29 protein-coding genes are annotated in these 23,938 nt (G+C 33.2%); 22 read left to right on the forward strand and 7 right to left on the reverse strand.

All coding sequences use genetic code 11. The features are described 5' to 3' along the window. Positions 1-25: 25 nt before the first annotated feature. The 11 genes from rlmB to purF all read left to right on the forward strand — a co-directional run bounded on the left by rlmB (position 26) and on the right by purF (position 9,881). Positions 26-706, forward strand: a complete 681-nt coding sequence (gene rlmB / locus DQN38_RS01445; RefSeq protein ID WP_002848390.1) for a 23S rRNA (guanosine(2251)-2'-O)-methyltransferase RlmB — start codon at positions 26-28, stop codon at positions 704-706. Then, a complete protein-coding gene (locus DQN38_RS01450; RefSeq protein WP_167497331.1) occupies positions 699-1,625 on the forward strand; it encodes a hypothetical protein in 927 nt (308 codons plus the stop codon). Before rlmB ends, DQN38_RS01450 begins: the two co-directional genes overlap by 8 nt. After that, on the forward strand, positions 1,619-2,437 hold the full coding sequence (locus DQN38_RS01455) for a hypothetical protein (RefSeq protein ID WP_065844109.1): 819 nt from the start codon (positions 1,619-1,621) through the stop codon (positions 2,435-2,437). Before DQN38_RS01450 ends, DQN38_RS01455 begins: the two co-directional genes overlap by 7 nt. Positions 2,438-2,446: 9 nt before the next feature. Continuing rightward, positions 2,447-3,655 (forward strand): LL-diaminopimelate aminotransferase, encoded by a 1,209-nt coding sequence (locus tag DQN38_RS01460; protein ID WP_002848395.1) that lies wholly within the window; start codon positions 2,447-2,449, stop codon positions 3,653-3,655. Continuing rightward, the gene (locus tag DQN38_RS01465) at positions 3,652-4,920 is read left to right on the forward strand and encodes a homoserine dehydrogenase (protein WP_111738141.1); all 1,269 of its coding nucleotides are present in this window, start codon (positions 3,652-3,654) and stop codon (positions 4,918-4,920) included. The genes DQN38_RS01460 and DQN38_RS01465 overlap by 4 nt, the downstream gene beginning before the upstream one ends. A 1-nt stretch (position 4,921) precedes the next feature. Beyond that, the gene (locus DQN38_RS01470) at positions 4,922-5,260 is read left to right on the forward strand and encodes a YraN family protein (protein WP_002848396.1); all 339 of its coding nucleotides are present in this window, start codon (positions 4,922-4,924) and stop codon (positions 5,258-5,260) included. A gap of 72 nt (positions 5,261-5,332) precedes the next feature. Beyond that, positions 5,333-5,647 (forward strand): thioredoxin, encoded by a 315-nt coding sequence (trxA, locus tag DQN38_RS01475; RefSeq protein ID WP_002848398.1) that lies wholly within the window; start codon positions 5,333-5,335, stop codon positions 5,645-5,647. 117 nt (positions 5,648-5,764) lie between these two features. Beyond that, a complete protein-coding gene (gene trxB / locus DQN38_RS01480) occupies positions 5,765-6,709 on the forward strand; it encodes a thioredoxin-disulfide reductase (protein WP_002848401.1) in 945 nt (314 codons plus the stop codon). Between the two features lie 91 nt (positions 6,710-6,800). Beyond that, entirely contained in the window at positions 6,801-7,580 is a 780-nt protein-coding gene (locus DQN38_RS01485) for a complement resistance protein TraT (protein ID WP_111738142.1), read from the forward strand. A 194-nt stretch (positions 7,581-7,774) separates the two neighbouring features. Further along, the gene (dapB, locus tag DQN38_RS01490) at positions 7,775-8,539 is read left to right on the forward strand and encodes a 4-hydroxy-tetrahydrodipicolinate reductase (protein WP_002848407.1); all 765 of its coding nucleotides are present in this window, start codon (positions 7,775-7,777) and stop codon (positions 8,537-8,539) included. Between the two features lies 1 nt (position 8,540). Further along, a complete protein-coding gene (gene purF, locus DQN38_RS01495) occupies positions 8,541-9,881 on the forward strand; it encodes an amidophosphoribosyltransferase (RefSeq protein ID WP_002848409.1) in 1,341 nt (446 codons plus the stop codon). A gap of 58 nt (positions 9,882-9,939) precedes the next feature. Here purF and DQN38_RS01500 read toward each other — a convergent pair whose 3' ends face one another. The 6 genes from DQN38_RS01500 to DQN38_RS01525 form a co-directional block, all read right to left on the reverse strand. Then, positions 9,940-10,473, reverse strand: coding sequence for a DUF2393 family protein (locus DQN38_RS01500; protein WP_065843686.1), 534 nt, complete (start codon positions 10,471-10,473; stop codon positions 9,940-9,942). Beyond that, complete coding sequence (locus tag DQN38_RS01505) at positions 10,473-11,006, reverse strand: DUF2393 family protein (protein ID WP_002848412.1); 534 nt, start codon at positions 11,004-11,006, stop codon at positions 10,473-10,475. The genes DQN38_RS01500 and DQN38_RS01505 overlap by 1 nt, the downstream gene beginning before the upstream one ends. Beyond that, a complete protein-coding gene (gene hisIE / locus DQN38_RS01510) occupies positions 10,990-11,721 on the reverse strand; it encodes a bifunctional phosphoribosyl-AMP cyclohydrolase/phosphoribosyl-ATP diphosphatase HisIE (RefSeq protein ID WP_038452797.1) in 732 nt (243 codons plus the stop codon). The genes DQN38_RS01505 and hisIE overlap by 17 nt, the downstream gene beginning before the upstream one ends. 9 nt (positions 11,722-11,730) lie before the next feature. After that, positions 11,731-12,825, reverse strand: a complete 1,095-nt coding sequence (locus tag DQN38_RS01515) for an SPFH domain-containing protein (RefSeq protein WP_011731770.1) — start codon at positions 12,823-12,825, stop codon at positions 11,731-11,733. Between the two features lie 17 nt (positions 12,826-12,842). After that, positions 12,843-13,760 (reverse strand): branched-chain amino acid transaminase, encoded by a 918-nt coding sequence (locus DQN38_RS01520; RefSeq protein WP_170117954.1) that lies wholly within the window; start codon positions 13,758-13,760, stop codon positions 12,843-12,845. A gap of 88 nt (positions 13,761-13,848) precedes the next feature. After that, positions 13,849-14,109 carry a helix-turn-helix domain-containing protein gene (locus DQN38_RS01525; RefSeq protein WP_002848421.1) on the reverse strand — a complete coding sequence of 87 codons (261 nt, stop codon included), beginning with the start codon at positions 14,107-14,109 and terminating at the stop codon, positions 13,849-13,851. 89 nt (positions 14,110-14,198) lie between these two features. On the opposite strand from DQN38_RS01525, the gene DQN38_RS01530 reads away from it, so the two are divergent. The 6 genes from DQN38_RS01530 to bcp all read left to right on the forward strand — a co-directional run bounded on the left by DQN38_RS01530 (position 14,199) and on the right by bcp (position 16,500). Continuing rightward, on the forward strand, positions 14,199-14,456 hold the full coding sequence (locus DQN38_RS01530; RefSeq protein ID WP_002848427.1) for a hypothetical protein: 258 nt from the start codon (positions 14,199-14,201) through the stop codon (positions 14,454-14,456). A gap of 7 nt (positions 14,457-14,463) precedes the next feature. Next, entirely contained in the window at positions 14,464-14,862 is a 399-nt protein-coding gene (locus DQN38_RS01535) for a hypothetical protein (protein ID WP_002848428.1), read from the forward strand. A gap of 1 nt (position 14,863) precedes the next feature. Beyond that, positions 14,864-15,091 carry a hypothetical protein gene (locus DQN38_RS01540; RefSeq protein WP_065843688.1) on the forward strand — a complete coding sequence of 76 codons (228 nt, stop codon included), beginning with the start codon at positions 14,864-14,866 and terminating at the stop codon, positions 15,089-15,091. 1 nt (position 15,092) lies between these two features. Then, positions 15,093-15,599 carry a hypothetical protein gene (locus tag DQN38_RS01545; RefSeq protein WP_038452799.1) on the forward strand — a complete coding sequence of 169 codons (507 nt, stop codon included), beginning with the start codon at positions 15,093-15,095 and terminating at the stop codon, positions 15,597-15,599. Between the two features lie 139 nt (positions 15,600-15,738). Beyond that, positions 15,739-15,939 carry a tautomerase family protein gene (locus tag DQN38_RS01550; protein WP_002848431.1) on the forward strand — a complete coding sequence of 67 codons (201 nt, stop codon included), beginning with the start codon at positions 15,739-15,741 and terminating at the stop codon, positions 15,937-15,939. Continuing rightward, on the forward strand, positions 15,940-16,500 hold the full coding sequence (bcp, locus tag DQN38_RS01555; protein ID WP_002848432.1) for a thioredoxin-dependent thiol peroxidase: 561 nt from the start codon (positions 15,940-15,942) through the stop codon (positions 16,498-16,500). A gap of 76 nt (positions 16,501-16,576) precedes the next feature. Here bcp and DQN38_RS01560 read toward each other — a convergent pair whose 3' ends face one another. Then, positions 16,577-19,645, reverse strand: coding sequence for a DUF748 domain-containing protein (locus tag DQN38_RS01560; RefSeq protein ID WP_065843689.1), 3,069 nt, complete (start codon positions 19,643-19,645; stop codon positions 16,577-16,579). Between the two features lie 104 nt (positions 19,646-19,749). On the opposite strand from DQN38_RS01560, the gene DQN38_RS01565 reads away from it, so the two are divergent. From DQN38_RS01565 to clpX, 5 genes are all read left to right on the forward strand, one after another. After that, complete coding sequence (locus DQN38_RS01565) at positions 19,750-20,817, forward strand: epoxyqueuosine reductase QueH (RefSeq protein ID WP_002848433.1); 1,068 nt, start codon at positions 19,750-19,752, stop codon at positions 20,815-20,817. 144 nt (positions 20,818-20,961) lie between these two features. Then, positions 20,962-21,156 (forward strand): hypothetical protein, encoded by a 195-nt coding sequence (locus DQN38_RS01570; protein WP_038452806.1) that lies wholly within the window; start codon positions 20,962-20,964, stop codon positions 21,154-21,156. A gap of 307 nt (positions 21,157-21,463) precedes the next feature. Next, entirely contained in the window at positions 21,464-21,910 is a 447-nt protein-coding gene (gene fabZ / locus DQN38_RS01575; RefSeq protein WP_002848435.1) for a 3-hydroxyacyl-ACP dehydratase FabZ, read from the forward strand. A gap of 9 nt (positions 21,911-21,919) precedes the next feature. Then, entirely contained in the window at positions 21,920-22,705 is a 786-nt protein-coding gene (gene lpxA, locus DQN38_RS01580) for an acyl-ACP--UDP-N-acetylglucosamine O-acyltransferase (protein ID WP_002848437.1), read from the forward strand. After that, complete coding sequence (gene clpX / locus DQN38_RS01585) at positions 22,705-23,925, forward strand: ATP-dependent Clp protease ATP-binding subunit ClpX (RefSeq protein WP_002848439.1); 1,221 nt, start codon at positions 22,705-22,707, stop codon at positions 23,923-23,925. Before lpxA ends, clpX begins: the two co-directional genes overlap by 1 nt. Positions 23,926-23,938: the final 13 nt, after the last annotated feature.

Genomic DNA, 23,938 nt, shown 5'->3' on the forward strand with positions numbered 1-23,938 from the left:
ACGGCTTTTGGGTATTATCAGGCGTATGATTATTTATGGAAAACAACTATTTTTACATTTGTTAGAAAAGCACAAAGAGAAGCTTATAAATATCTATCTTGCCAAAGATATCGAAAAAGATATCTTTAATAAAATTGTGAAAAGTGGAGTCAAAATCCACAAGGTAGATAACAAAAAAGCTCAAGCTTTAGCACGCGGGGGCAATCATCAAGGCTTTTTAGCCGAAGTTTGTGAGTTCGAGTTTGCTAGCTTAAATGAGATAAAAAAACAAGACTTCTTAGTCGTGCTATATGGATTAAGCGACGTAGGAAATATAGGAAGCATAGTTCGCACGACTTACGCTCTTGGCGGAGGCGGTGTTATAATGATATCTAAAAGTGCTTCCATGGAAGGTATCATAAGAGCTAGCAGTGCAGCGGCTTATGAGCTGCCTATAACGCTAGTTAGTGATGGACTAAGTCTTTTAAACGAGCTAAAACAGCTTGGATTTAAAATTTATGGCTCAGATGCTAAAGGTAAAAACCCTAGTGAGTGCAAATTTGGTAAAAAAACCGTACTTGTGATGGGCAGCGAAGGTGAGGGAATTCCTAGAAAAGCGCTTGAAAAATGCGATGAGAATTTAGGTATAAATATGCGCGAAGGCTGGGATAGTTTGAATGTTAGTGTGGCATTTGGAATATTATTTGATAGGATTATGAATGGCTAATGATATATTAAAAATCAAAGATATAGGCGTAAGAGAAGTTGCAAAGCAAACACACATAGAAGCAGAATATCTAGAGTATATGTGTGATAAAAATTTTGATAAGTTAAAAAAGCTAAATGTTTCTGGTTTTATAAAAATTTTAACAAGAGAGTATGGGTGGGATCTTTCTGATTGGTATGATGAGTTTAAGACTTACTGCTTTGAGCATTCAGGCGATGATGGCTGCACGTTTTGCGTAGCACCTAAAATTCCCGCTTATACATCAAAACCGGGCAGCAATTTTTGGACATGGACGCTTGTGCTGTTATTTGTTATTGTCGGGCTGATTTGGATTTTTGGATATACGAAATATTTTGATGATTTTTCATTTATATTTGACGATAAAAATAATAGCGTTTCATACTCAAATACAACGGTAGTAGAAACTGCAAAAGAGAGTTTAAAGATAGAAAGCAATATGACAATTCCTTTTGTCAGTTTGCAAGATGAAAATGTAACTGATTCGAATTTGTCTGATGAAAATGAGTCTTTATTTAGCTCATCTATGACACAAAGCAGTGAAAATGATCAGATAGATAGCTTGATACCTGTTTTAAATTTACAGCAAAATAGTGCAGAACAAAACGTACCTAAGGGTGGTTTGATCGCTAAAATTATACCAAAAAAGACAATCTGGATAGGTGTAAAAAGTCTTGATGGAACATATAAAAGATCATTTAGCACAAAAGATCCGGTTGATATAAATTTAAGTTTGAATTCGCTTGTATTAACAGGTCATGGAGAATTAAATTTAGAACAAAACGATAAAAACACAACATTTAAATCAAAAAATGCACTTAGATTTTTAGTAGAAAATGGAAGTTTAAAGCAGATAGATTATGATGAATACGTAAAGTTAAATAAGGGAAAAGAGTGGTAAAATCATTTTTTGCTTTTTTGCTTTTTGCGTCCATATGCTTTGGATATGATTTAAACTCAAATTTAAAAAGCATAGTTGGAGATCAGGTATATAATGCAAACCGGCAAAAAATTAAAAGTTTATTTATAAATGAAGCCGAGTTTTTAGATACAAACCTAAATTTGAATTACGATAAGATAACAAACATACTTAGGACAAATTCCTTTTTAAATTTAAGCTATGCATCGCCTGTTTATATGGATATTAGTTTTGTTAGCTCATCTTCTCCTACTCTTGTACTAAAAGCGATATCTCAGAGTTTAAATAATCTTGGCTATAACTATTTTTTAACCAAAAGCCTAGATACTTGGGATTCTGGTATGGTATGGAGTATATCTATAAATACGCAATTTATGCTAAATCCTGGAAGTTTTTATAAAGAGCTTTTATCAAACAATATATTTATAAAAAATATAAAAAAAACAGGTCAATTTGCTTATTCTTATGAAATAGATGCTAGCAGAGCTATGCTAAAAACTTTAACTTATGAGAGTGATACCGAAGTACAGCTTTCAAAGCCTTTGGAGCCGTATTTTTTAAATGTAAGTGGTAAAAGCAGCATAGAGATAAAATCTAGATCAAATGATAGCTGGATAGCATTAGTGAAAATTTTAGATAAAAACTTAAAGCTTATTAGTCAAGTAAAGTCAGATAAAAAAGAAAAAGAAATATACTTAGATTTTCCTGATGAGGCGTTTTATCTAATTATTGATGATGTTTTTAGCTTAGAAAATATAAAGCACGGTTTAACAATTTATATAAAATCAAATTAAGGAGTTATTATGTTTGACGAGATACGTTTTAATACTATTGAGAGATTACCAAACTACGCCTTTGCCGAAGTAAATGCTATAAAAATGGCTGCAAGAAGAGACGGAGCTGATATAATAGATTTTTCTATGGGAAATCCAGATGGCAGAACGCCGGCACACATCATAGATAAGCTTTGTGAGAGCGCTCAAAAAGATAAAACTCATGGATATAGCGTAAGTCAGGGTATATATAAACTCCGTTTAGCTATCTGTAATTGGTATAAAAGAAAATATGGAGTAGTATTAGATCCAGAAACTGAAGCAGTCGCTACTATGGGTAGCAAAGAGGGTTTTGTGCATTTAACTCAAGCTATAGTAAATCCAGGAGACGTTGCGATCGTTCCAGATCCTGCTTATCCTATACATACTCAAGCATTTATTATAGCTGGTGGAAATGTCGCCAAAATGCCGCTTAGCTATAATTCCGAATTTGAACTAGATGAGAATAAATTTTTTGAAAATTTACAAAGAACTATAGATGAAAGTATTCCACGACCAAAATATATAGTAGTAAATTTCCCCCACAATCCAACAACGGTGACTTGTCAAAAGAGTTTTTATGAGCGTTTAGTAGATATGGCAAAGAAGGAGAGATTTTATATAATAAGCGATATAGCTTACGCCGAACTTACTTTTGATGGGTATAAAACTCCTAGTATTTTTGAAGTTGAAGGCGCAAAAGACGTTGCAGTAGAGTGCTATACGCTATCAAAATCATACAATATGGCAGGTTGGAGAGTCGGTTTTGTATGTGGAAATAAAAAATTAGTCGCCGCACTTAAAAAGATAAAATCATGGTTTGATTATGGTATGTTTACTCCTATTCAAGTAGCAGCGACTGTTGCTCTTGATGGTGATCAAAACTGCGTTGAGCAAATTCGCCAAACATATGAGAAAAGAAGAGATATATTGATAGATGCGTTTTGTTCTGCTGGATGGGAGATAGCAAAGCCAAGAGCTAGTATGTTTGCATGGGCAAAACTTCCTCATCAAGTAGGAAGCATAGGAAGCAAAGAGTTTGCAAAGCAGCTTCTAACAAAAGCTTGCGTAGCAGTTAGTCCTGGAGCCGGATTTGGTGCGCTTGGTGATGGATATGTAAGAATTGCATTTATAGAAAATGAAAATCGTATCCGTCAAGCAGCTAGAAATATAAAAAAATATTTAAAAGAATTTGAATGAGAGTAGCGATACTTGGATTAGGTACTGTTGGCAGCGAAGTTGCCAACGTATTAATAAATAATAGACGGTTGATAACAGCTAGATCGGGTGTTGAGATAACACCTGTTATAGGTGTTGTACGCGATATAAGTAAAAAAAGAGAGTCTAGTATACCTCTTAGCGATGATATACAAAGTGTTATAAATAGGGATGATATTGATGTTTTTGTGGAGCTTATGGGAGGCGTGGAAAAACCATATGATGTAGTAAGCAAAATCTTAAAGAAAAAAAAACCTGTCGTAACTGCAAATAAAGCTTTATTAGCTTATCATAGAAGTGAGCTTGAGATGCTTGCCGGAGATACTCCATTTGGTTATGAAGCTAGCGTAGCTGGAGGTATTCCTATCATAAAAGCCTTAAGAGAGGGTTTAAGCGCAAACCATATAGAAAAAATCGTAGGCATTATGAACGGTACTAGCAACTATATACTTACAAATATGATGCAAAACGGCACTAAATTTAATGAAGCGTTAAAAAGAGCTCAAGAACTCGGCTACGCTGAAGCTGATCCGACATTTGATATAGGAGGATTTGACACGGCTCATAAGCTCCTTATACTTGCTAGTATAGCTTATTTGGTGCATGCAAAACCGCAAGATATACTCATAGAAGGCATAGGCGATATCACTAATGAAGATATATATTTTGCGAATGAATTTGAATATGTTATTAAATTATTAGCTATAGCAAAACGAAGAGAAGATAAAGTAGAACTTCGCGTTCATCCAGCTCTTATTAGAAAAGATAAAATGATAGCAAAAGTAGACGGAGTGATGAACGCCATTAGCGTTACTGGAGATGCTGTTGGAGAAAGTCTGTTTTATGGAGCCGGAGCCGGCGGAAGTGCTACTGCAAGTGCCGTTATAAGCGATCTTATAGATATAGCAAGAAACGTTAAAAATCCTATGCTTGGTTATAAAGCTCCGCTTGAGATAGCTCCGCTTGAGCTTATGAGTCCAAAAGATATTAGAACTAAGTATTATTTAAGATTAAAAGTAGCCGATGAGATAGGTGTTTTAGCTAAGATTACGGATCTAATGAGTAAAAATAATCTCTCTATAGATAGCTTTTTACAAAAACCAAGAGTCGATAAGAGTTGTGATAGTAGCACTTTGTATTTTACTACTCATACATGCTTAGAAGCAGATATGGTAAGAGTGGTAAATCTACTTGAAAATGAGAGTTTTATAAAAGATAAGCCATTTATGATCAGAATAGAAGAATAATTTGGGTCTAAAAGAGTATCTTTTTGGATTTAAAGGCGAGAATATGGCAGCTAAATATTTGGTATCGCAAGGTTTTGAAATATTAGAAAAAAACTTTCATTCTAAATTCGGAGAAATCGATATAATTGCAAAAAAGGATGATGTTCTCCATTTTGTAGAGGTAAAATCTACTAGTAAAGATTACGAAACTATATATAGAGTTACACAAAATAAAATTTATAAAATAATAAAAACTATTAACTTTTATATGCTAAAATACGATTTTGATTTGAATTACCAGATAGATATTATATGTATTGAACAAAATAAGGTTAAATTTATACAAAACGTTAGCTTTTAATTCACTATTGTCTTTTAATTTAAGCTTTTTAATGTATAATTTGACTAAATTTATTAAGGAGATGAGAAACAAATGGGTAAATATATAGAGCTTACTTCAGAAAATTTTAATGTTGCCAAAGAAGGCGTTGCATTAGTAGATTTTTGGGCTCCTTGGTGCGGACCTTGTAGAATGTTAGCTCCAGTTATTGATGAGCTTGCTGCTGAGTTTGATGGCAAGGCTAAAATTTGTAAAGTTAATACGGACGAGGCACAAGATTTAGCTGTTGAGTATGGCGTTCGTTCGATACCAACGCTACTATTTTTTAAAGATGGTCAAATAGTAGATCAAATGATCGGCGCGCAATCAAAAATAGCAATTGCTGATAAAATTAACTCGCTTTTATAATCCAAATGGGGTTTTACCCCATTATCTGTCTGTATATATTCAATCAAAAATTTAAAATTTATTTTTATGTGATTTATTATTTAATTTTATAGATATAAATTTATTTAGGAGCAAATTATGTTAGATGTAGCGATAATTGGAGGAGGTCCTGCCGGACTATCCGCAGGTTTGTATGCAACTCGCGGCGGTCTTAAAAATGTTGTGATGTTTGAAAAAGGAATGCCCGGAGGTCAGATAACAAGTAGTTCTGAGATGGAAAACTATCCCGGAGTCGCGACAGTTATGGATGGTCTTAGTTTTATGACTCCTTGGACTGAGCAATGTACTAGATTTGGTTTAAAACATGAAATGGCAAATGTTCAAAGAGTGTCAAAAAACAGTGATGGAAGTTTTAGTATTTTTTTAGAAGGTAATAAAGTAGAAACCGCAAAAGCAGTTATAGTTTGCACCGGTTCAACGCCAAAAAGAGCTGGATTTAAAGGAGAAGACGAGTTTTTCGGTAAGGGAATTTCTACTTGTGCGACTTGTGATGGATTTTTTTATAAAAATAAAGAAGTTGCGGTTTTAGGTGGCGGGGATACAGCGCTTGAAGAGGCCGAATATCTAGCAAATATCTGTTCTAAGGTTTATTTGATACATAGAAGAGATAGTTTTAGAGCAGCTCCGATCACGGTAGAAAAAGTTAAAAAAAATCCAAAAATAGAGCTTATAACAAATGCGAGAGTAGATGAGGTTTATGGAGATAGCGTAGCTGGAGTAAAAGGGGTAAAAGTTAAGCTTCAAGATGGCTCAGTGCGTGATTTGGCAGTGCCTGGTATATTTACTTTTGTTGGTTTGGATGTTAGAAACGATGTTTTAAAAGATGAAAACGGCAATTTTATATGTGATACTTTATCAACAGGTCAAGTTAGGGTAAATTTAAAAATGCAAACAAATATTCCCGGTCTTTTTGCTGCTGGAGACTTAAGAGAAGATGCTCCAAAACAAGTTGTGTGTGCAGCTGCCGATGGTGCTACTGCAGCACTTTCAGCTATGAGCTATATAGAGAGCCTTCATTATTAAAGTCAGTTTTTACTGACTTTAATAAATTCATTTAAGCGATTTTTATAAACTTTTTTGTTATTATGCAATAAATTTATAAATAAGGTTTCATATGAAAATTTTAAGTTCAAAAACTATCTTAGGCAGTATTGCCGTGCTGCTTTTTTTAACAGGTTGTGCTACTACGAATTTGCAGACTAGCTCTAAAATGACTCAAAGTATATTTATAGATCCGGTTGCTAAAGACAAGAGACTTGTTTTTGTCAATATCAAAAACACAAGCGGTCATGATGTGAATTTGGAAAATAGAATCATACAAGGTTTGCAGTCTAAAGGTTATCAGATAGTAGATGATCCAGACGTTGCTACATATATACTTAGTACAAATGTATTATATTGCGATAAAAAATCAGAAAATAACGCTGCAGGCGGCGCTGTAGCTTTAGGAGCCACCGGAGCAGCTATAAGCGGATATAATAGCGGAGGGGCCGGTAGTATGATAGCTGCTGGTGCTGCTGGTGCTTTGGTTGGTGGAGTTTTAGGCAAGATTACCGAAGATACTATTTGGCAAATGCAAGTAGATATAAATATAAAACAAAAATCAAAAGGAATGGTTCTTAGCTCTACAGGAAGCGTGAGCGGACAAGCTTCAGTTAGCGATTCAAGTAAATCTGGATTTTTAAATTCGTTTGGCGGAAATATCAAAAATGATAATGCAAGCGGTTCGCTAAGAAGTAACCAAGTTGACACCTCTAGCCAAAGCTATGAAAGCGATTATATAGAGAAAAAGACAATTATATTTGCCGAAGCTACTAAAATGGGATTAGATTTGGCTGAAGCTACTCCTATATTAGAAGATAAAATTGCTTCTCAAATTGTTGGATTATTTTAATTTTTAAATTTAGACTCAAATAAGTTTTTATTTGAGCCTAGTTTTTTAAATTTAAAATATCAAATTTCGAATTATATTAATATCTCAAATCTTCACATTTACTCAAATTTCAATTTCAAATTTTCTATAACATAACCATTTTGTAATTAAAAATTTGATAAAATGAGAAAAAATTCAAACCAAAAAGGTGTATGATGATACGGATAGGAATTCACGGTGCAAGCGGTAAAATGGGATATGAGATAATTTCAAATTTAAAAAACAATGAACAAGCAATTTTAAGCGTTGCTTATACGATAGAACCTATGCCTTTTGATGTCGGTGATGCTATCGTTACAAATGATTTAAAAACACTTTTTGATAATAGCGATGTGATAATTGATTTTAGTATTAAAGATGGTGCTGTCAATTTAATAAACTATGCAAGAACAAACCCAAAACCTTTGATCATAGGTACAACCGGTCTGGGAAGCGAAGGTGATGAGCTCATAAAACTTGCTAGCTCTGTTATGCCTATACTTCAAGCTACAAATATGAGTTTAGGCGTAGCAGTGTTAAATAGACTTACTGAACTTGCAAGTAGAGTTTTAGATGGATTTGATATAGAGATAGTCGAGATGCATCATCGCCGTAAAGTAGATGCCCCAAGCGGCACGGCTCTTACACTAGCAACGCATGCCGCAAAAGCTAGAAACTTGACTTTAGATAGCGTAAGAGTTAGCGGTAGAGACGGGATGATAGGAGCTAGAAGCAAAGACGAGATAGCTGTTATGTCCCTAAGAGGCGGCGATATAGTCGGTCGTCATACTGTAGGATTTTATAATGATGGGGAGTTTATCGAACTCAATCACACTGCTACATCTAGAGCTACATTTGCAAAAGGCGCTATAAAAGCTGCCATTTGGATAAAATCAAAAGAGCCTAAGCTTTACTCTATTTATGATTGTTTAGGACTATAAAATGTGTGCGATAGTAGGAATTATAAATTCAAAAGATGCCGCTAAGACTGCTTATTACGGTCTATTTTCTATGCAGCATCGCGGTCAAGAAGCAAGCGGAATCAGCGCTAGTAATAATCACAATATCAAAACCATTAAAAATCGCGGTTTAGTAACAGAAGTTTTTAATCATGATAGTTTTGAAGTTTTAAAAGGTGAAATGGCAATAGGTCACAATCGTTATTCAACCGCAGGAAGCGATAGCGTTTTGGATGCTCAGCCAGTTAGCGCAAAATACTCTTTGGGTCAGATTAGCATAGTGCATAACGGAAATTTGATAAATAAAAATGAAGTTAGAGAGAGGCTTGTCGAGGACGGTGCGATATTTCAGTCAAATATGGATACGGAAAATATTCTTCATCTTATTGCAAAAAGCAAAAAAGAGCATCTGCAAGATCGCATAGTTGAAGCCGTTCGTCAGATTATAGGAGCGTATTGTCTTCTTATACTGAGTCGTTCAAAGATGTTTGTTTTGCGCGATCCTTACGGCGTACGACCACTTAGTCTTGGGAGATTAAAAGATGGCGGATATATCGTAGCTAGCGAGACTTGTGCGTTTGATCTTGTAGGAGCAACTTTTATAAGAGACGTGAAGCCAGGAGAGATGCTTATATTTGAAGAAGGTAAAAGCGAGTTTAAAAGTATCCAGCTTTTTGGACAAGTCGATCCTAGAATTTGCGCTTTTGAGTATATATATTTTGCTAGACCAGATAGTGTCATAGACGGTAAAAATGTATATGACATAAGAAAAAAACTCGGCGAGACTTTGGCTAAAAAATCAAATATCAAAGCTGATTTTGTAGTTCCGGTGCCAGATTCTGGAGTTCCCGCGGCGCTTGGATATTCTCAGTTTAGCAAAATACCGTTTGAGATGGCTATAGTGAGAAATCACTATGTGGGTCGTACATTTATAGAGCCTACTCAAGAGATGAGAAATTTAAAAGTTAAGCTGAAATTAAACCCTATGAGTTCTGTTTTAAATGGGAAAAGCGTTGTTGTCATCGATGATAGTATAGTAAGAGGAACTACTAGTAAAAAAATTGTTGAGCTTTTAAGGCATGCCGGAGTAAAAGAGATTCATATGAAAATAGCTGCTCCAGAAATCAAACATCCTTGTAGATACGGTATCGATACGCCAAGTTACGCTGAGCTTATAAGTGCAAATATGAACGTAGAAGAGGTGCGTAAGTTTATAGGCGCTGATAGTCTTGAGTTTCTTAGTATCGATGAGCTTACTAGCAGCCTTGGCAATGAGCGAAAATATTCTCTCGTGAGCTTTGATGGTGATTATTTTATAAAATAAATTTATTTAAAACCAGAGTTTCAAAGCCTGGTTTTATGTGATTTTATCTTGCTGATTATCAGTGGCAAGATAAAGTATGATATACACTTGGACTTCTAAAATGCGCCGGATAATTCATAGAAACGCTAAATGCTCTAGTTTCACCTGCTTTTAAACCATGTCCGATTGTGAAGCTAGCATTTTGTGTGCTGGATTGAGTATCTTTTCTTTTAAATATTTCAAAAAATCCTCTTGTTTGAAATATAGTAGGATCAAGCTTTCCTTTTTCAACAGGAGAATTAACAAGTCTTATATTAAATTTGCAATTAGTGATCGTATGTGAGCCCGTGTTTTGGATAGTGCCCGTAAATACTATACTTTCATTGATGAGTACTCTGTTTTGGTCTAATTGGATTATTCTGGCTATTTTTGTATATTCGTCTATTATAAGCATTGCAAGTATGCTAACAGAGGTCATGACAAATATATTTAGCAGCACCATACTTAGCACTACTGAAACCTTTTTTTCTTTTATGGACAGAAATAAAAAAGCTAAAAATAGTATAAATATAATCACTAGTGCGATTATGTGATAAATAGTAAAATAACCCATCAAAAACACTCCGAAGTCACAGTTGTATTATAATCAGTCGGTCTAAAGTCATTTATGACAAGCCTTAAGTTTTTGGTTTGACCTATATTTACTCCATCTTCTATCACGCTATTTTTTTTGTAAAATGGCTTAAGAGAATTTATGTAGTTTTTAAATTTATTAGGCGCTACTTTGTAAAACTTCAAATTTACATTGCAATATTTAAACGCTTTATTTGACTTGTTAGTCAAATTCAGATCGACTATCATTGTATCTGAGTAGTTTAGCTGTTTTATATCACTTATCATAATCTCTCTCTTTCTTAAAGTTTCATCTATAAATTTATGCGTATAGAATATACCAAGAAATACAAATACTATATCGGCTATAAGTAGGATTGAGGCAAGACCTGGGCGCTTAAAAATGAGTATTATAACAAGAAAAAGCACCACTAAAAACACTAATAAAACCCAAATTATCGCAAAATAATCGATAAAACCGAAATGCGATATATAAAATTTAATACCTTGTTTTATGCTATCTAGAGCGAGCATTTTTCTCCTCAATACCGCTTATTCCTTCGCGTCTTTTCAGCTCATCTAAAACTCTAGCCGGATGTATATCAAAATCAGCTAAAGCGACTATAAGATGAAATAAAATATCTGCTGCTTCATATACTACGTCGTAATCTGGTTTGCCATCTATATGTTCGCCGAAACTCTCTTTGTTTAGATCTGCATATTTTTTAAATTTAGAAAGATCTTTGATAGCAAAACTGAACTCTCCGGCTTCCTCGCATATTTTTTTTAAGTAACTATTTTCACCTTTTTGATATAGTTTAGATATATACGAGTTCTCGCTCCTATTTAATTTTCTATCAAGAGCTATATGATAAAGATGATCTAAAATATCGTATTTATGGGTTTTTTGATTGTTATTTAAATTTGCTTTGTTGGCTGAAATTTCATTAAAAAAACAAGATTTTGCTCCGGTATGACAAGCATTGTCGCCTATTTGTTTGACTTTAATAAGAAGCGCGTCGTTATCGCAATCAAGAGCCATAAATTTAATAATCTGAAAATTTCCGCTCTCTTCACCTTTTTTCCAGATTCTATTTTTTGTGCGTGAAAAGTAGTGAGCAAAACCAGTTTCTATACTAAGATTAAGTGCTGCTTCATTCATATAAGCCATCATAAGAACTTCATTTGAGCTATACTCTTGTACACTTACTGGTAAAAGTCCAGCTACTTTATCCCAATTCACACACATATTTTATCCTTACTTTTGCTCTAGAGCGCTTTGCTTGGGTTTGTCTTTTGTATCCACCCAGATATTTGGTACGGCTCCTCCTGGAGTTAAAAATATCTTAGCATCGGTATTTACTTTTAATGCTTCATTAAACTCTTTTTGGGTTTGAATTTGTTTTAGTTGCAGTAAGTTATTATCTAAACTTTTTGCTACTTCTTTGTTTGCGTATGCTTGAGCGTTTGCTTCTATTTTTAAAGCGTCGGCTCTACCTTGAGCTTCTATTTTTACGGCTTCTGCGTTACCTTTTGCAAGAGCTGCTTTTTTAAGAGCTTCTTGATTCGCTCGTTCTACTTCGTATTTTGTTCTTTCGGCTTCTTGTTTTGCTATTTGAACTCGTTCGATTTGCTCTTTTACTTTTGGCGGAAGTATTATCTCGCGAAGTTGTACACTTAAAAGCTCTACCGGTTTATTTTGTTGGCTATCGATATCTGTTCTTATACCATTATCTATAGCTACTGCTATATCATTACGACGCTCAGGAAGCTCTTCGGCGGTGTACTTACCAGTTACGTTTCTAACAACGTTTCTAACAACTGGATCAATTATCTTACTTTCCCAGCTAAATCCCCATGCGGCTATAGTTTGAGGAGCATTTTGCGGATTTAGTCTGTACTGAACGGTGATATCCATGCTGACTGGAAGACCGCGAGAATCAAGAACCGATATAGTATCTTTTGTTTCTATACCGCTGCCACGGTAATTTGCTTCGTTTCTGCCTTCGCTTGAAGTATAGTTTATGATACGAACTTTAGTATCTACTACTCTTACTTCTTGTACAAAAGGTACAAAGAAATGAAATCCTGGACCAAGAGGTGTCGGATCGAATTTACCCGCTGTTGATTTGATACCCACCTCACCTGAATTTATTATTATAAATGGTTTTGCTATGACTAAAACAGCTATGATAACGACGATAGCGTAAATTATACCGCTAAATTTACCAAAGCCGCTAGGAAGGCTCGGCATATTTGGTTTTTTAAAGTTGAAATTCGGCTTATTATCTCCGCCGTTTCCGCCTCCATTACCGTTTTTCTTGTTGAAATAATCATTTAAATCTGCTGGCAAGTTTATTCCTTTTAAATTTATTTTATATATGTTACAAAATGCTCGTATTTTGCATTTTTACCCATTACTACATCAAAATATGCGGCTTGAAGCTGTGTGGCTATAACGCCCCTTTTTCCTGAGCCGATAATCCTACCGTCGATGTTGCTTATAGGCGTTACTTCCGCGGCTGTTCCTGTAAAAAATGCCTCATCTGCCGTATATGCTTCATCTCTTGTGATTCTTTGACGGACCACTTCGTAGCCTAGATCTTTTGCGATATCTATAACCGTTTTTTGAGTTATACTTTCTAAACTCGTGTCATTTGGAGGAGTAATGATCACGCCGTTTTTTACTATGAAAAAGCACTCTCCGCTTCCTTCAGCTATAAATCCTTGAGGATCAAGAAGCAAAGCTTCATCGTATCCAGATAATTGCGCTTCGTAGTTCGCCATTTGAGAGTTGAAGTAATTCGCGCTTGCTTTTGCTTTTGCCATCATAGAAAACGGTGCCGGTTTTATCCAAGATGAGATCGTTACTTTTATCCCGTTTTCAAGAGCATCATCGCCCATGTAAGCTCCCCATTGCCATGCGGCTATAGCCGTATTTACTGGGCAGCCGATGTGGCTAACTCCCATTTTTCCGTACCCTAAAAATACAAGTGGACGGATATAAACGTTGCTGTTATAAGTGTTGCTTTTTAGTAAATCTATATGCGCTTTATTTATCTCATCTTGTGAAAATGGGATAGTAATCCCGCAGGCTTTTGCTGATTCAAAAAGTCTTTTTGTATGTTCTTTTAGTTTAAATATAGCTAAGCCTTTTGGTGTCTTATAAGCCCTAACTCCCTCAAAAACAGCATTTCCATAATGAAGTGAATGAGTTAAAACATGAACCGTGGCATCTTTCCACTTGATTAGTTTCCCATCAAACCATATATGCTCTGCTTCTGGTATTGCCATTTTGTTGCCTTTCGTGGTTATAAAATTTGCCTGATTTTATCCAAAATTTGATTAATATCTTTTGAATATTACTAAATTTAGCTTAATTTTTAAATTTAAATAGTTCTTCTATATCCACATTTAAGGCTTTTGAAATTTTAAAAATATGTTCGATGTTGAAGTGTTTTCCATAGCGATTATTTTCACAATTGGAGTAAAATGCGACTGATTTGATACCTATTTCTAAAGCTAATTCAAGCTGAGAAATTTTACTTTGTTCTCTTAAGTGTTTTACGTTTTGTGATAATTGTCTGTAAAAAGCAGCGATTTCCTCGTCACTTGCATTGCTAAACTCACTCTGCATATTTATCCTATGGGATTAATTTTCTTTTAAATTTATACCGATACAATTATATTTTCTATATCCTATGGGATAAATTTAAGGAGGGTTGTATGAAATTTTTATTTTGTCTATTTGTTTGTCTTTCATTTCTTAATGCAGAGTTGTATAAAGTTTATGTAAAAAGAGTTGATAGTAATTTATACAGAACATCTGATGAGATATTTATCGAAACAAAATTTTGTTATCACTACACATATGGAAGCGAAGCAATTTTGAAATATGATAATTATTCTTATGATAATGCTTTGATTTTTGATTACGATATGACAATTCCAAGTAAATGTGATGTAAAGAGAATATTTAAGTAGGTTAATGATGTGGGTAATATTTTTTATTTTATTTGTTATATTTTGTGTTTTTATGATTTATTCTCAAATGCCAGATGCTGTAAAAAAAGAGCGAACTTTATACGATGAGCTGGTGGATGCAAATATAGAGCTTTTAAAATCTACAAAAAATCCTTATGTAGGTATGTTTGCAAAAGAGGAAATCATAAATTTGCTTAAAACTATATCAGATGAATTTGATAAAGTAGCAGTTGAGAGAAATGAAGTAGTAAGTGGAAATCAAAAGCTATTTATACTAAATGAAATTATATTTGCCAGTGGAATGAAAAATAAGGAATTTGGTATAGAGCATTTGCATTATGAGCTTGAAAGATACCGTAAATACGGAATGAGAGAAGATAATCAAGGTTTAATAAGGGGGAATTAGAATGAAATTTGTTGCATTTGCTTTGGCTTTAGTGATTGGATTAGCCTTATGGTTTTTCCCTGCTGGATTATTTTTGGCAGTTTTTAAAGGTGCTACATCAAACGGACAAAGCGTAGGAGCGATAATCTACATGCTGGTATTGGGCGGTGTTGCTTGGGCTTTGATTTTTATCGTAAAAAAACTTTACAAATTTTTCTTGAAAAAATTTGGATATAAAATAAAGGAATAAAATGGCTATTTTATGGATTATTGCTATAATATTAAGTTTTTTCACATATGGAATTTCTATTTTAGTCGCTTTAGTGATAACATTTTTTATATATAATGGTAAACAAGATGATGTTGGCGAATATTTATTGGGTCAGTATGACAGATATTATTCAACTGTTAAAGGTTCTAAAAATCATTTTTGGATAAATCATGCTAACGATTCAGAAGGTAGAATAGAATTAAAAAAATTGCTTAATTATACATATTCTGTAGCTTATACGCATTACATACATGATAAAAGTATAGTTGGTAACGACCAGTATTTACGTATGATTTTAAATATAACTTTTTCAACTGTTTACACATATTGTAATGTATTTGGTCTTGAAAATTGGAAAATATACGAAGTGGATAAATACATAAAAGATCAAATATCATTGCTAAATTTGGCGGCAAAAAAGTATGGTATGGAAGACAATATTCATCAAGATGATATTGATATGTTGCTTAATAAAATTATGAAATAATAATCTAAGCAGTATGCTAAAAAATTGATTAATATCTTTTGAATGGCAGTAAATTTGTGGAGTAAATTTGAGAGATATGAATAATTTGATTAATTTAAATTCGCTATAATCACGCATTAAATTTAAATAAGGAAATAAAATGCCTATTATAAATATAAAATTAGCAGGTTCCATGCCAAGCCGTGAAAAACTAGATGAAATCGCAGTCAAAATCACGGATATAATGGTAAAAGATTTAGGAAAAAATCCAGATAGAGTCGTGATAAATTTCGATGAAATTCGCCCTGAAGCGACGTATTTTGGTGCAAAATCTGTTCAAACTATAAAAGAGGGTAAATAAATGGCGTGCAACGATAAAAAAGAGTCAAATTTATGCGCTCCTAAAACAAAAGAATCAGCTCAAACTACAGTTTTTTTGCCTGAAGACGTTGAGAGAAAAGTTACATTAAAAGCCGGCGATATCGCTCCAAGCTTTGAGCTAGAAAACGCAGATGGAGTTAAAATCTCACTCAAAGACTTTAAAGGTAAAAACGTAGTTTTATACTTTTATCCAAAAGACAACACGCCTGGTTGTACGACTGAAGCGTGCGAGTTTAGCGCAAATTACGATGATTTCATAGCAAACGATACTATCATTATAGGTATCAGTCCAGACAGCGTAAAATCACACTCGAATTTCATAGAAAAACAGAGTCTTAAACATATACTTTTAAGCGACCCGGAAAAAGAAATAGCAAAAGCTTATGGCGTATGGCAAGTACGTAAAAACTACGGTAAAGAGTATCTTGGTATAGTGCGAACGACTTTTGTTATAGATAAGACAGGAAAAATCGCAAAAGTGTATAAAAGCGTAAAAGCCGCAGGTCACGCTATGAAAGTTTTAGCTGATTTGGCAAAGTAAATTTAAAAAGCAACGCTTTGCATAATCTTAATATATTTTTATATGCAAGGTCGGTGCTTTTTGCTATTTTTATCAATTATCTTGTTCTTATATTTATCTGCATTGAGACTTTTTTATCGTTTGCTTGACCTTTTACGTCTTTGATATTTAAAATCTCTATTTGACCTTCTTTAACTCCGTTTTCCATCAATTTTTTACGTAGATTTTCTACTCTTTTTTGCGCTATGGCTAGTATCCTGTCTTGGTTGATTTTTACTAGAGATATAAGCTTTTCTTTCGCATCTTTTTCATTTATAAATTCAGAATTATTAAATTTTTTCTTAAACATCTCTTTTAGTGCATTTTCATAGCTTAGATCTTTTGTGTTCATAACAAGAAGTATATCTTTAGATACGCTTCTATCTGCTATAGCGTAGGAATCTGGTATTTGAGAATAAGTCGGCGTGAGAGTAAATATGATTTCTGGTTTTTTCTTCGCGATATCTGCTAGTTTTTTTATCTTTGATTCATTTGTTTCTAGTAAAAACGCCGTTCCTGGAGCAAAATCAACACTACTGATCTCATCTGTATTTATACCAAGAACATTTCCTATAAATCTAAATGGAGAAGTGACGACGTCACTGAAAAGTTGGAAAATAGCTTGAATAACGATACCTGAGTAGCTAAACTCCGGACTGTTCAAATCGCCCCATATAGGAAGATTTATATCAATTTGATTATTGCTATCTTTTAGTATAGAAATCGCAAGCTTTAAAGGAAGACTTACCGCGTCTTTGCTAGGAATTTCGCGTCCTAGAGTTAGGTTATCGAAATTTAGTGAGTTTGCGCCGCTTAATATAGAGTTTTTTATTTTATAATTTAAATTTACACTTAGTCTACCATTATCAATCTCATATCCTAAAAATTTTACCGAATACGGAGTTATATTTTTTAAATTTATATTTTTAAAACGTACGATAAGATCCGTGTTAGATCTTGGATCAAATGGCAAAGTAGTAACTAAAATCTCGCTAAATCCATAGTTTGCCACAACTCCGTGAAGCGCGATATTGCTTATTTTGTCATTTGATAACTCGTTTATCGTGGTAGATATTTTAGTTATATTTGTATCAAAAGGAAGAGCCAAACTGTCATCTTTAAATTCCAAACTACCATTTTTTAACGTTAAATTTTTTAGACTTAGTTTGAAGTTATCGCTTTGTTCTTCATTGCTAGTTTTGCTATCTTGATTTTTTATTAAATTTAAAATATTTAATTCTTTTTGTTTTGAAACTACAAATTTTAAATGTGGATTTTCAAGCTTTACATTTGATATCAAGATATTTTTATCGTTCAAATTTATATTTTGGCTAAGAGTTTTAAAAGAACCTAATATCTCGTTTCTATCATCTTTTATATAGAAGTTATTTACGTTTAAATCGGCTTTTGCGCTTAGTTTATCGGTATAATTTATCTTTGCATTTAAATTTATCTTTGCATTTAAATCCGCGATGTTTAGATACCGTTTTATGTATGGTTTTGCGAAGTTTAGATTGTTTAAATTTAAGTTTATATCTCCGCCTAATTCGTTTTTATTTATATTTATTTTTGCGCTGCTTTTTAAATTTAAATTATCATCTTTTGCATTTAAATTCAGTGTTAGACTGTCTTTATTTGAGATATTTTTGGCACTCAGTTCTATATTTTTTATACTGTTTTTGCTAATTTCGTCGCTAAGATGCAAGTATCCGTTATTTAGGATGAAATTTGAAATATTATAGTTAAACTCATCTTTTTTGGATTCATCTTTTTTATCGCTGTTTTTAGGGAGCAAGGAGAATAAATTGTTTATGAACTTAGATCCGCTCTCGTCGATGAAAGTCGCAAAATTTGGCTTATTTATAATTATATTTTCTAGTGTTAGACTGTTGTTTTTTAAATTGAAATTACTAAGCTCGGTTCCATTTATATCCAGGTAATTTTGCTTATCTAAGTTTAAGCTCGTACTTGCAATCGACATATTTTTTATTTTTAAATCATCTTTTTTTAAGTTTATTTTATTTAATGCGAATGTGTCTATGCTTAGCTTTGAACTATCTTTTTTGACATTTAATTTTTTTAAATTTATATCATTTATATCTAAATTTAAATCCAAGTTTTGATCAAAACCTAACCTAATTGCAGCCAAACTCAACTTATCAAAATTAGCATTAAATTCATCAAATTTAGTTTTAAAACTGCCTATATTTACATTTGATATAGACATTTTCATATCAAAATTATTATAGCTATTTATGAAATTTGCGTTTAAATCCGGTATGATTAAGCTAGTTATTATAAAAGTATTTTTATTTTGAGTTATATTTATATCTTTGATATCTGTTTTTGCGTTTGCTTTTATGCTGATATTGTTATCAAAATTAAAACTATAATTTACATCAGAACTCACAACCGCGCTATTTATAGTTAGCGGCATATTCTTGAAAAACGATATCCAAATCGGCTTCGTTTTTAGCTCGTTTATCTGTATATTTCCATCTATTTTGAGTGGATTTAAACTAGCATTTGCATCTATAACTATTTTATTTGCTAGATTTGAGCTAGCTAGCAAAGAGTGTGCTCCAAGACTTCCATTTTTAGTAGATAAATTTGAAAGTTTATAATCCATGTCTTTTAAACTAAGTTTAAAATCATTGCTAAAATCTTCATAGTTTAAGTTTGCGTTTATTATCTCGAGTTCGCCTATTTCATACTCGAATCGGGTTGTTTTTTCGGTATCGGAACTACTATTTGTATCTTTTTGGCTTAGTAAAAATGAGAAATTAAACTCACCGTTTTCTTCTTTTTGGATAAAAATTTCAGGTTTAGAAATTTTTAAATTTGCGATTTTTATGGTTTTTGTTATCAAATTTATAGGATCGAAATTTATATTTATTTCGTCAAATTTAAATATAGGAGATTTACGGCTAAACTCCACTCCAGTAATGTTTGCTTCGTATGTAAAAGGGTTTAATTTTATATTTTTTATGCTTAAATTCGCATCATATTGCACGGCAATTTTTGGCACATAATTCATAATGAGTTTTGGAGCTGCAAAATATCCCAAAACAGTATAAAACAGAAATACAAGACAGATTATATAAGCAGTTATCTTAGCAGTTTTCATAATGACTCCTTTTATATTATTATATAAAAAATTATCTATTTAAGTAATAAAATTTACTAAAAATTCACTATTATTTTGATAATATAAAAATAAAAGGTCAAATTTTGCTAGTTCATATCTGCTGCAGTGTTGATAGTCACTACTTTTTACAAGAGCTTAAAAAAGCCTATCCTAGCCAAAACATCATAGGCTACTTTTATGATCCAAATATCCATCCGTATAGTGAGTTTTTGTTGCGTTATCAAGACGTAAAAAGAAGTTGTAAAAAGCTAGGTGTTAAACTTATTTGTGGAGATTACGATTACGAGAGTTGGCTTAAGGGCACAAAAGGTCTTGAAAATGAGCCTGAAAAAGGAAAAAGGTGCGAGTATTGTTTTGATTTTCGTGTGGGAAAATCGGCGCAAATAGCAGTTGAGTTAGGATGTAAAAAGATAACTACAACGCTTTTAATGAGCCCCAAAAAGGATTTTACTCAGTTAGAAAATGCATTAAAAAATGCAGTTATTGGTACAAACTTAGAGCCTATAGCTGTGGATTTTCGCAAAAATGGCGGCACTACAAAGCAGTTTGAACTAGCTAAAAACGATAAATTGTATCATCAAAATTACTGCGGTTGCATTTTTGGATTGAGTGCACAAAAAAGAGAAAATGAAATCATAGATGAACTTTTTGAACCTCTTGGTGGACAAGTTCAGTTTGGATCTATAAAAAGTCGTTTAAAGCTATATAAAAAAGTAAGAAAATATGAAAAAAATGGTTTGGAATTTGAGCTGATAAGAGAAAAAATCTTAAATTATCGCTTAAAATTTGCAAAAGTTTGCGTTGATGGCGTAACTTTGCCTAGTTATTTTCTTTTTTATTCGCATTTTAATAGGAATTTAGTTAAATTTAAAGTAAATGAGAACTCAGAGCTTTTAAATACAAATAAAGACGATATAAAGCTTATTAGTCTTGCTAAATTTAACGAGCTTGGTGGATTTTTTTATAAGAGCGTTTCGGAGCTTATGGCAAATCCGCCGAAGCTAAAGCGCGAGTTAAAAATTCGCAAATGGCTTTGTGGTAATTTTTCTCTTTCTCCTATCATCGTGCTTGATGAGATAAATATCGGCAAATTCGAGGTTAGAGCAAATAGCGTTATGTATACGCAAAGCATAGAAAAGCTTGTTCTGTAGATTTTGCGCACTTTTTTTGAGGCGCAAATCTATATCTTTAACAAGCTAAATATTTAAATTATCTCTCTAAAATCAGCTTAAATTTACAATGCGCAACAGTAATAGAAAGTAACCTTAAAAATTAAAGTTAAATGAAGTTTAAATTTGATTAAATATATTTTACGAATTTCAAAAAGGAGAGAGTACGAAAAAAATCATTTTTGGTTTGGTGATCGTAGCTTCGGCAATGATTTTGATGGTGGGCTTGAAGCTTATCTAAGCGAAAATTATGCAAAAGCGCAAGATAAAACTATTTCAAATTCAAAGAGCTACAGTAGAGTTTACGATATAGGAAACTGACGATATAAGAAATCAGTTTGGCTGCGAAATTATGCTAGGCTAAATGTGCTGGCTACTAACCAAAGGCGAAGCGGCAAATACGGTATCTATGGATATATCATTATTTATTTAAATTTAAGATAGAATATTTCTCCAAATTGCTTGCTTGATTCTGCAAAGTTTAAAAAAATATTAAATTTATTAAGCACGCTTATATATAATTAAAATTAAACGACAAACAAATTTTGATTTTTTTATTTCGTTTTATCTAACTATTTGCTAATTTTTGCTAAAATTTGGAGTTTATATCAACGTAAGGGCAAAATTTATGATAGACGTAGTAGAAATTCAAAAAATTTTACCACATAGGTATCCGTTTTTGTTAATAGACAGAGTTTGTGAATTAGAAACGGGTAAAAGTGTTTATGCGTATAAAAATATAACTATCGCAGAACAAATTTTTGAAGGACATTTTCCTGGGCATCCGATATATCCAGGTGTTATGATAATAGAAGGAATGGCTCAAGCAGGTGGTATTTTGGCATTTAAAAGTGCAGAAGATCCAAGCGGTTTGAGCATAGAAAATAAAGTCGTATATTTTATGAGTATCGATAGAGCTAAATTTAGAAATCCTGTAAAGCCAGGAGATAAGTTAGAGTATCGTTTAGAGGTATTAAAACATAAAGGAAATGTTTGGGTTTTAGACGGGAAAGCTTACGTGGACGATAAATTGGTAGCTGAGGCTGAGCTAAAAGCTATGATAGTTGATAAGTAGCGGCGCGATATGAGTATTCATTCAACAGCGGTTATAGAAGACGGCGCTATTTTAGGCGAAGGCTGCATTATAGAACCATACTCCTTTATAGGCTCCAAAGTTGTTTTAGGAGACGGCGTTACTATAAAGCAAGGCGCTAGGATCATAGGCGATACGAAAATTGGCAGCGGAAGCAAAATTTATAGTTATGCTATAGTAGGAGACGCCCCACAAGACGTTAGTTACCGTCCAGAAGAAAATACAGGTGTTATAATAGGCAAAAATGCTACTATACGCGAGTTTTGTACTATAAACTCAGGTACGCATAAAGGCGATGGAATTACTCGTATAGGAGATAATGTTTTTATAATGGCGTATGTGCATATCGCACATGATTGCATACTTGGGAATAATATTATATTAGCAAATAACGCTACTTTAGCAGGACATGTAGAAATAGGCGATTTTAGCGTAGTAGGAGGACTTACTCCTATTCATCAGTTTGTAAGAATAGGTGAAAGCTGTATGATAGCAGGCGCTTCGGCTTTGTCTCAAGATGTTGTGCCGTATTGTTTAGCAGAGGGAAATAGGGCTTATATAAGAAGTTTAAATTTAGTAGGAATTCGTCGTAGATTTGATAAAGAAGTTGTTGAAGAGATAAATAAGGCTTATAAATTTTTATTTAGAAGCGGTGGAGGATTAAAAGATAGAGCTCAGGAGCTTTTAAATTTAAATCCAAATGAATATGCAAAAAAAATGTGTGAGTTTATAATAAATACAACAAGGGGAATTCCGCTTGAAAAAGGAAAATATTAATGGCTAGGAAATGTAGTTTTTGCGGTGAGAGTGAAGCCGAAGATAGAAAATTACTAGCAAATGAAACAGATAGCGCTTTTATATGCGAGTACTGCATTGATGCTGGATATGCTGCTGTGCATGGTGATGAAAGTTTAAATAGTAGTGAAAAAACAAGTAAAGATTATAAAGATATAACACCAAAACTTTTAAAAGATGTTTTAGATAGTTATGTTATAGGTCAAGAAAAAGCTAAAAAAGTATTTAGCGTAGGCGTTTATAACCATTATAAAAGGATATTTAAACAAGATGCTATAGAAGATGATACTGAAATTTCAAAATCAAATATCTTGCTTATAGGTCCAACAGGAAGCGGTAAAACTCTTATGGCTCAAACTTTAGCTAGATTTTTAGATGTGCCGATCGCGATTTGTGATGCTACGAGCTTAACTGAGGCAGGATATGTAGGCGAAGATGTGGAAAATATCCTTACAAAACTACTTAGCGCAGCTGGCGGAGACGTACAAAGAGCTCAGCAAGGAGTTGTATTTGTCGATGAGATAGATAAAATAGCAAGAATGGGTGAAAATCGCTCTATAACTCGCGATGTAAGCGGCGAAGGAGTTCAGCAAGCACTTCTTAAAATAATAGAAGGAAGTACCGTAAATATCCCTCCAAAAGGCGGTAGAAAGCATCCAAATCAAGATTTTATTCAGATAGATACAACAAATATTCTTTTTGTATGCGGCGGAGCTTTTGATGGGTTAAATGAGATTATAGAAAGAAGAATAGGAAAAAATGTTCTTGGATTTGGTCAGATAAAACGCGGTCGCGACGATAAGCAAAATTTAATAAGCTTAGTTGAGCCAGATGATTTAGTTCATTTTGGCCTTATCCCTGAGCTTATAGGACGTTTGCATGCTATTGCTACTTTAAATGAGATAACAACCGATGATATGGTAAAAATTTTAACGGAACCAAAAAATGCTCTTTTAAAACAGTATCAGAAATTATTTGCGATAGATGGCGCAAATTTAAAATTTGATAATGATGCTATAAAAGAGGTTGCTACACAAGCTATAAATCGTAAAACAGGAGCAAGAGGTCTTAGAAGTATCATGGAAGATATTATGATGGACATAATGTTTAATCTTCCAGATCTTAAAGGATATGATGTTATCATCTCAAAAGACGTTGCCATAGGCAAGGCAAAACCATTATTAATCAAAGCACAAAACTAAAAGAAGGGAAATT

This window comes from Campylobacter fetus subsp. fetus, assembly GCF_900475935.1.
Taxonomy (GTDB): Bacteria; Campylobacterota; Campylobacteria; order Campylobacterales; family Campylobacteraceae; genus Campylobacter; species Campylobacter fetus.

Excerpts from the sequence above, each read along its gene's own strand:
- rlmB (WP_002848390.1), top strand. The coding sequence starts at position 26 with ATGATTATTTATGGAAAACAACTATTTTTACATTTGTTAGAAAAGCAC.
- DQN38_RS01450 (WP_167497331.1), top strand. The coding sequence starts at position 699 with ATGGCTAATGATATATTAAAAATCAAAGATATAGGCGTAAGAGAAGTT.
- DQN38_RS01460 (WP_002848395.1), top strand. The coding sequence starts at position 2,447 with ATGTTTGACGAGATACGTTTTAATACTATTGAGAGATTACCAAACTAC.
- DQN38_RS01465 (WP_111738141.1), top strand. The coding sequence starts at position 3,652 with ATGAGAGTAGCGATACTTGGATTAGGTACTGTTGGCAGCGAAGTTGCC.
- trxA (WP_002848398.1), top strand. The coding sequence starts at position 5,333 with ATGGGTAAATATATAGAGCTTACTTCAGAAAATTTTAATGTTGCCAAA.
- trxB (WP_002848401.1), top strand. The coding sequence starts at position 5,765 with ATGTTAGATGTAGCGATAATTGGAGGAGGTCCTGCCGGACTATCCGCA.
- DQN38_RS01485 (WP_111738142.1), top strand. The coding sequence starts at position 6,801 with ATGAAAATTTTAAGTTCAAAAACTATCTTAGGCAGTATTGCCGTGCTG.
- dapB (WP_002848407.1), top strand. The coding sequence starts at position 7,775 with ATGATACGGATAGGAATTCACGGTGCAAGCGGTAAAATGGGATATGAG.
- purF (WP_002848409.1), top strand. The coding sequence starts at position 8,541 with ATGTGTGCGATAGTAGGAATTATAAATTCAAAAGATGCCGCTAAGACT.
- DQN38_RS01500 (WP_065843686.1), bottom strand. The coding sequence starts at position 10,473 with ATGGGTTATTTTACTATTTATCACATAATCGCACTAGTGATTATATTT.
- DQN38_RS01505 (WP_002848412.1), bottom strand. The coding sequence starts at position 11,006 with ATGCTCGCTCTAGATAGCATAAAACAAGGTATTAAATTTTATATATCG.
- hisIE (WP_038452797.1), bottom strand. The coding sequence starts at position 11,721 with ATGTGTGTGAATTGGGATAAAGTAGCTGGACTTTTACCAGTAAGTGTA.
- DQN38_RS01525 (WP_002848421.1), bottom strand. The coding sequence starts at position 14,109 with ATGCAGAGTGAGTTTAGCAATGCAAGTGACGAGGAAATCGCTGCTTTT.
- DQN38_RS01530 (WP_002848427.1), top strand. The coding sequence starts at position 14,199 with ATGAAATTTTTATTTTGTCTATTTGTTTGTCTTTCATTTCTTAATGCA.
- DQN38_RS01535 (WP_002848428.1), top strand. The coding sequence starts at position 14,464 with ATGTGGGTAATATTTTTTATTTTATTTGTTATATTTTGTGTTTTTATG.
- DQN38_RS01540 (WP_065843688.1), top strand. The coding sequence starts at position 14,864 with ATGAAATTTGTTGCATTTGCTTTGGCTTTAGTGATTGGATTAGCCTTA.
- DQN38_RS01545 (WP_038452799.1), top strand. The coding sequence starts at position 15,093 with ATGGCTATTTTATGGATTATTGCTATAATATTAAGTTTTTTCACATAT.
- DQN38_RS01550 (WP_002848431.1), top strand. The coding sequence starts at position 15,739 with ATGCCTATTATAAATATAAAATTAGCAGGTTCCATGCCAAGCCGTGAA.
- bcp (WP_002848432.1), top strand. The coding sequence starts at position 15,940 with ATGGCGTGCAACGATAAAAAAGAGTCAAATTTATGCGCTCCTAAAACA.
- DQN38_RS01560 (WP_065843689.1), bottom strand. The coding sequence starts at position 19,645 with ATGAAAACTGCTAAGATAACTGCTTATATAATCTGTCTTGTATTTCTG.
- fabZ (WP_002848435.1), top strand. The coding sequence starts at position 21,464 with ATGATAGACGTAGTAGAAATTCAAAAAATTTTACCACATAGGTATCCG.
- lpxA (WP_002848437.1), top strand. The coding sequence starts at position 21,920 with ATGAGTATTCATTCAACAGCGGTTATAGAAGACGGCGCTATTTTAGGC.
- clpX (WP_002848439.1), top strand. The coding sequence starts at position 22,705 with ATGGCTAGGAAATGTAGTTTTTGCGGTGAGAGTGAAGCCGAAGATAGA.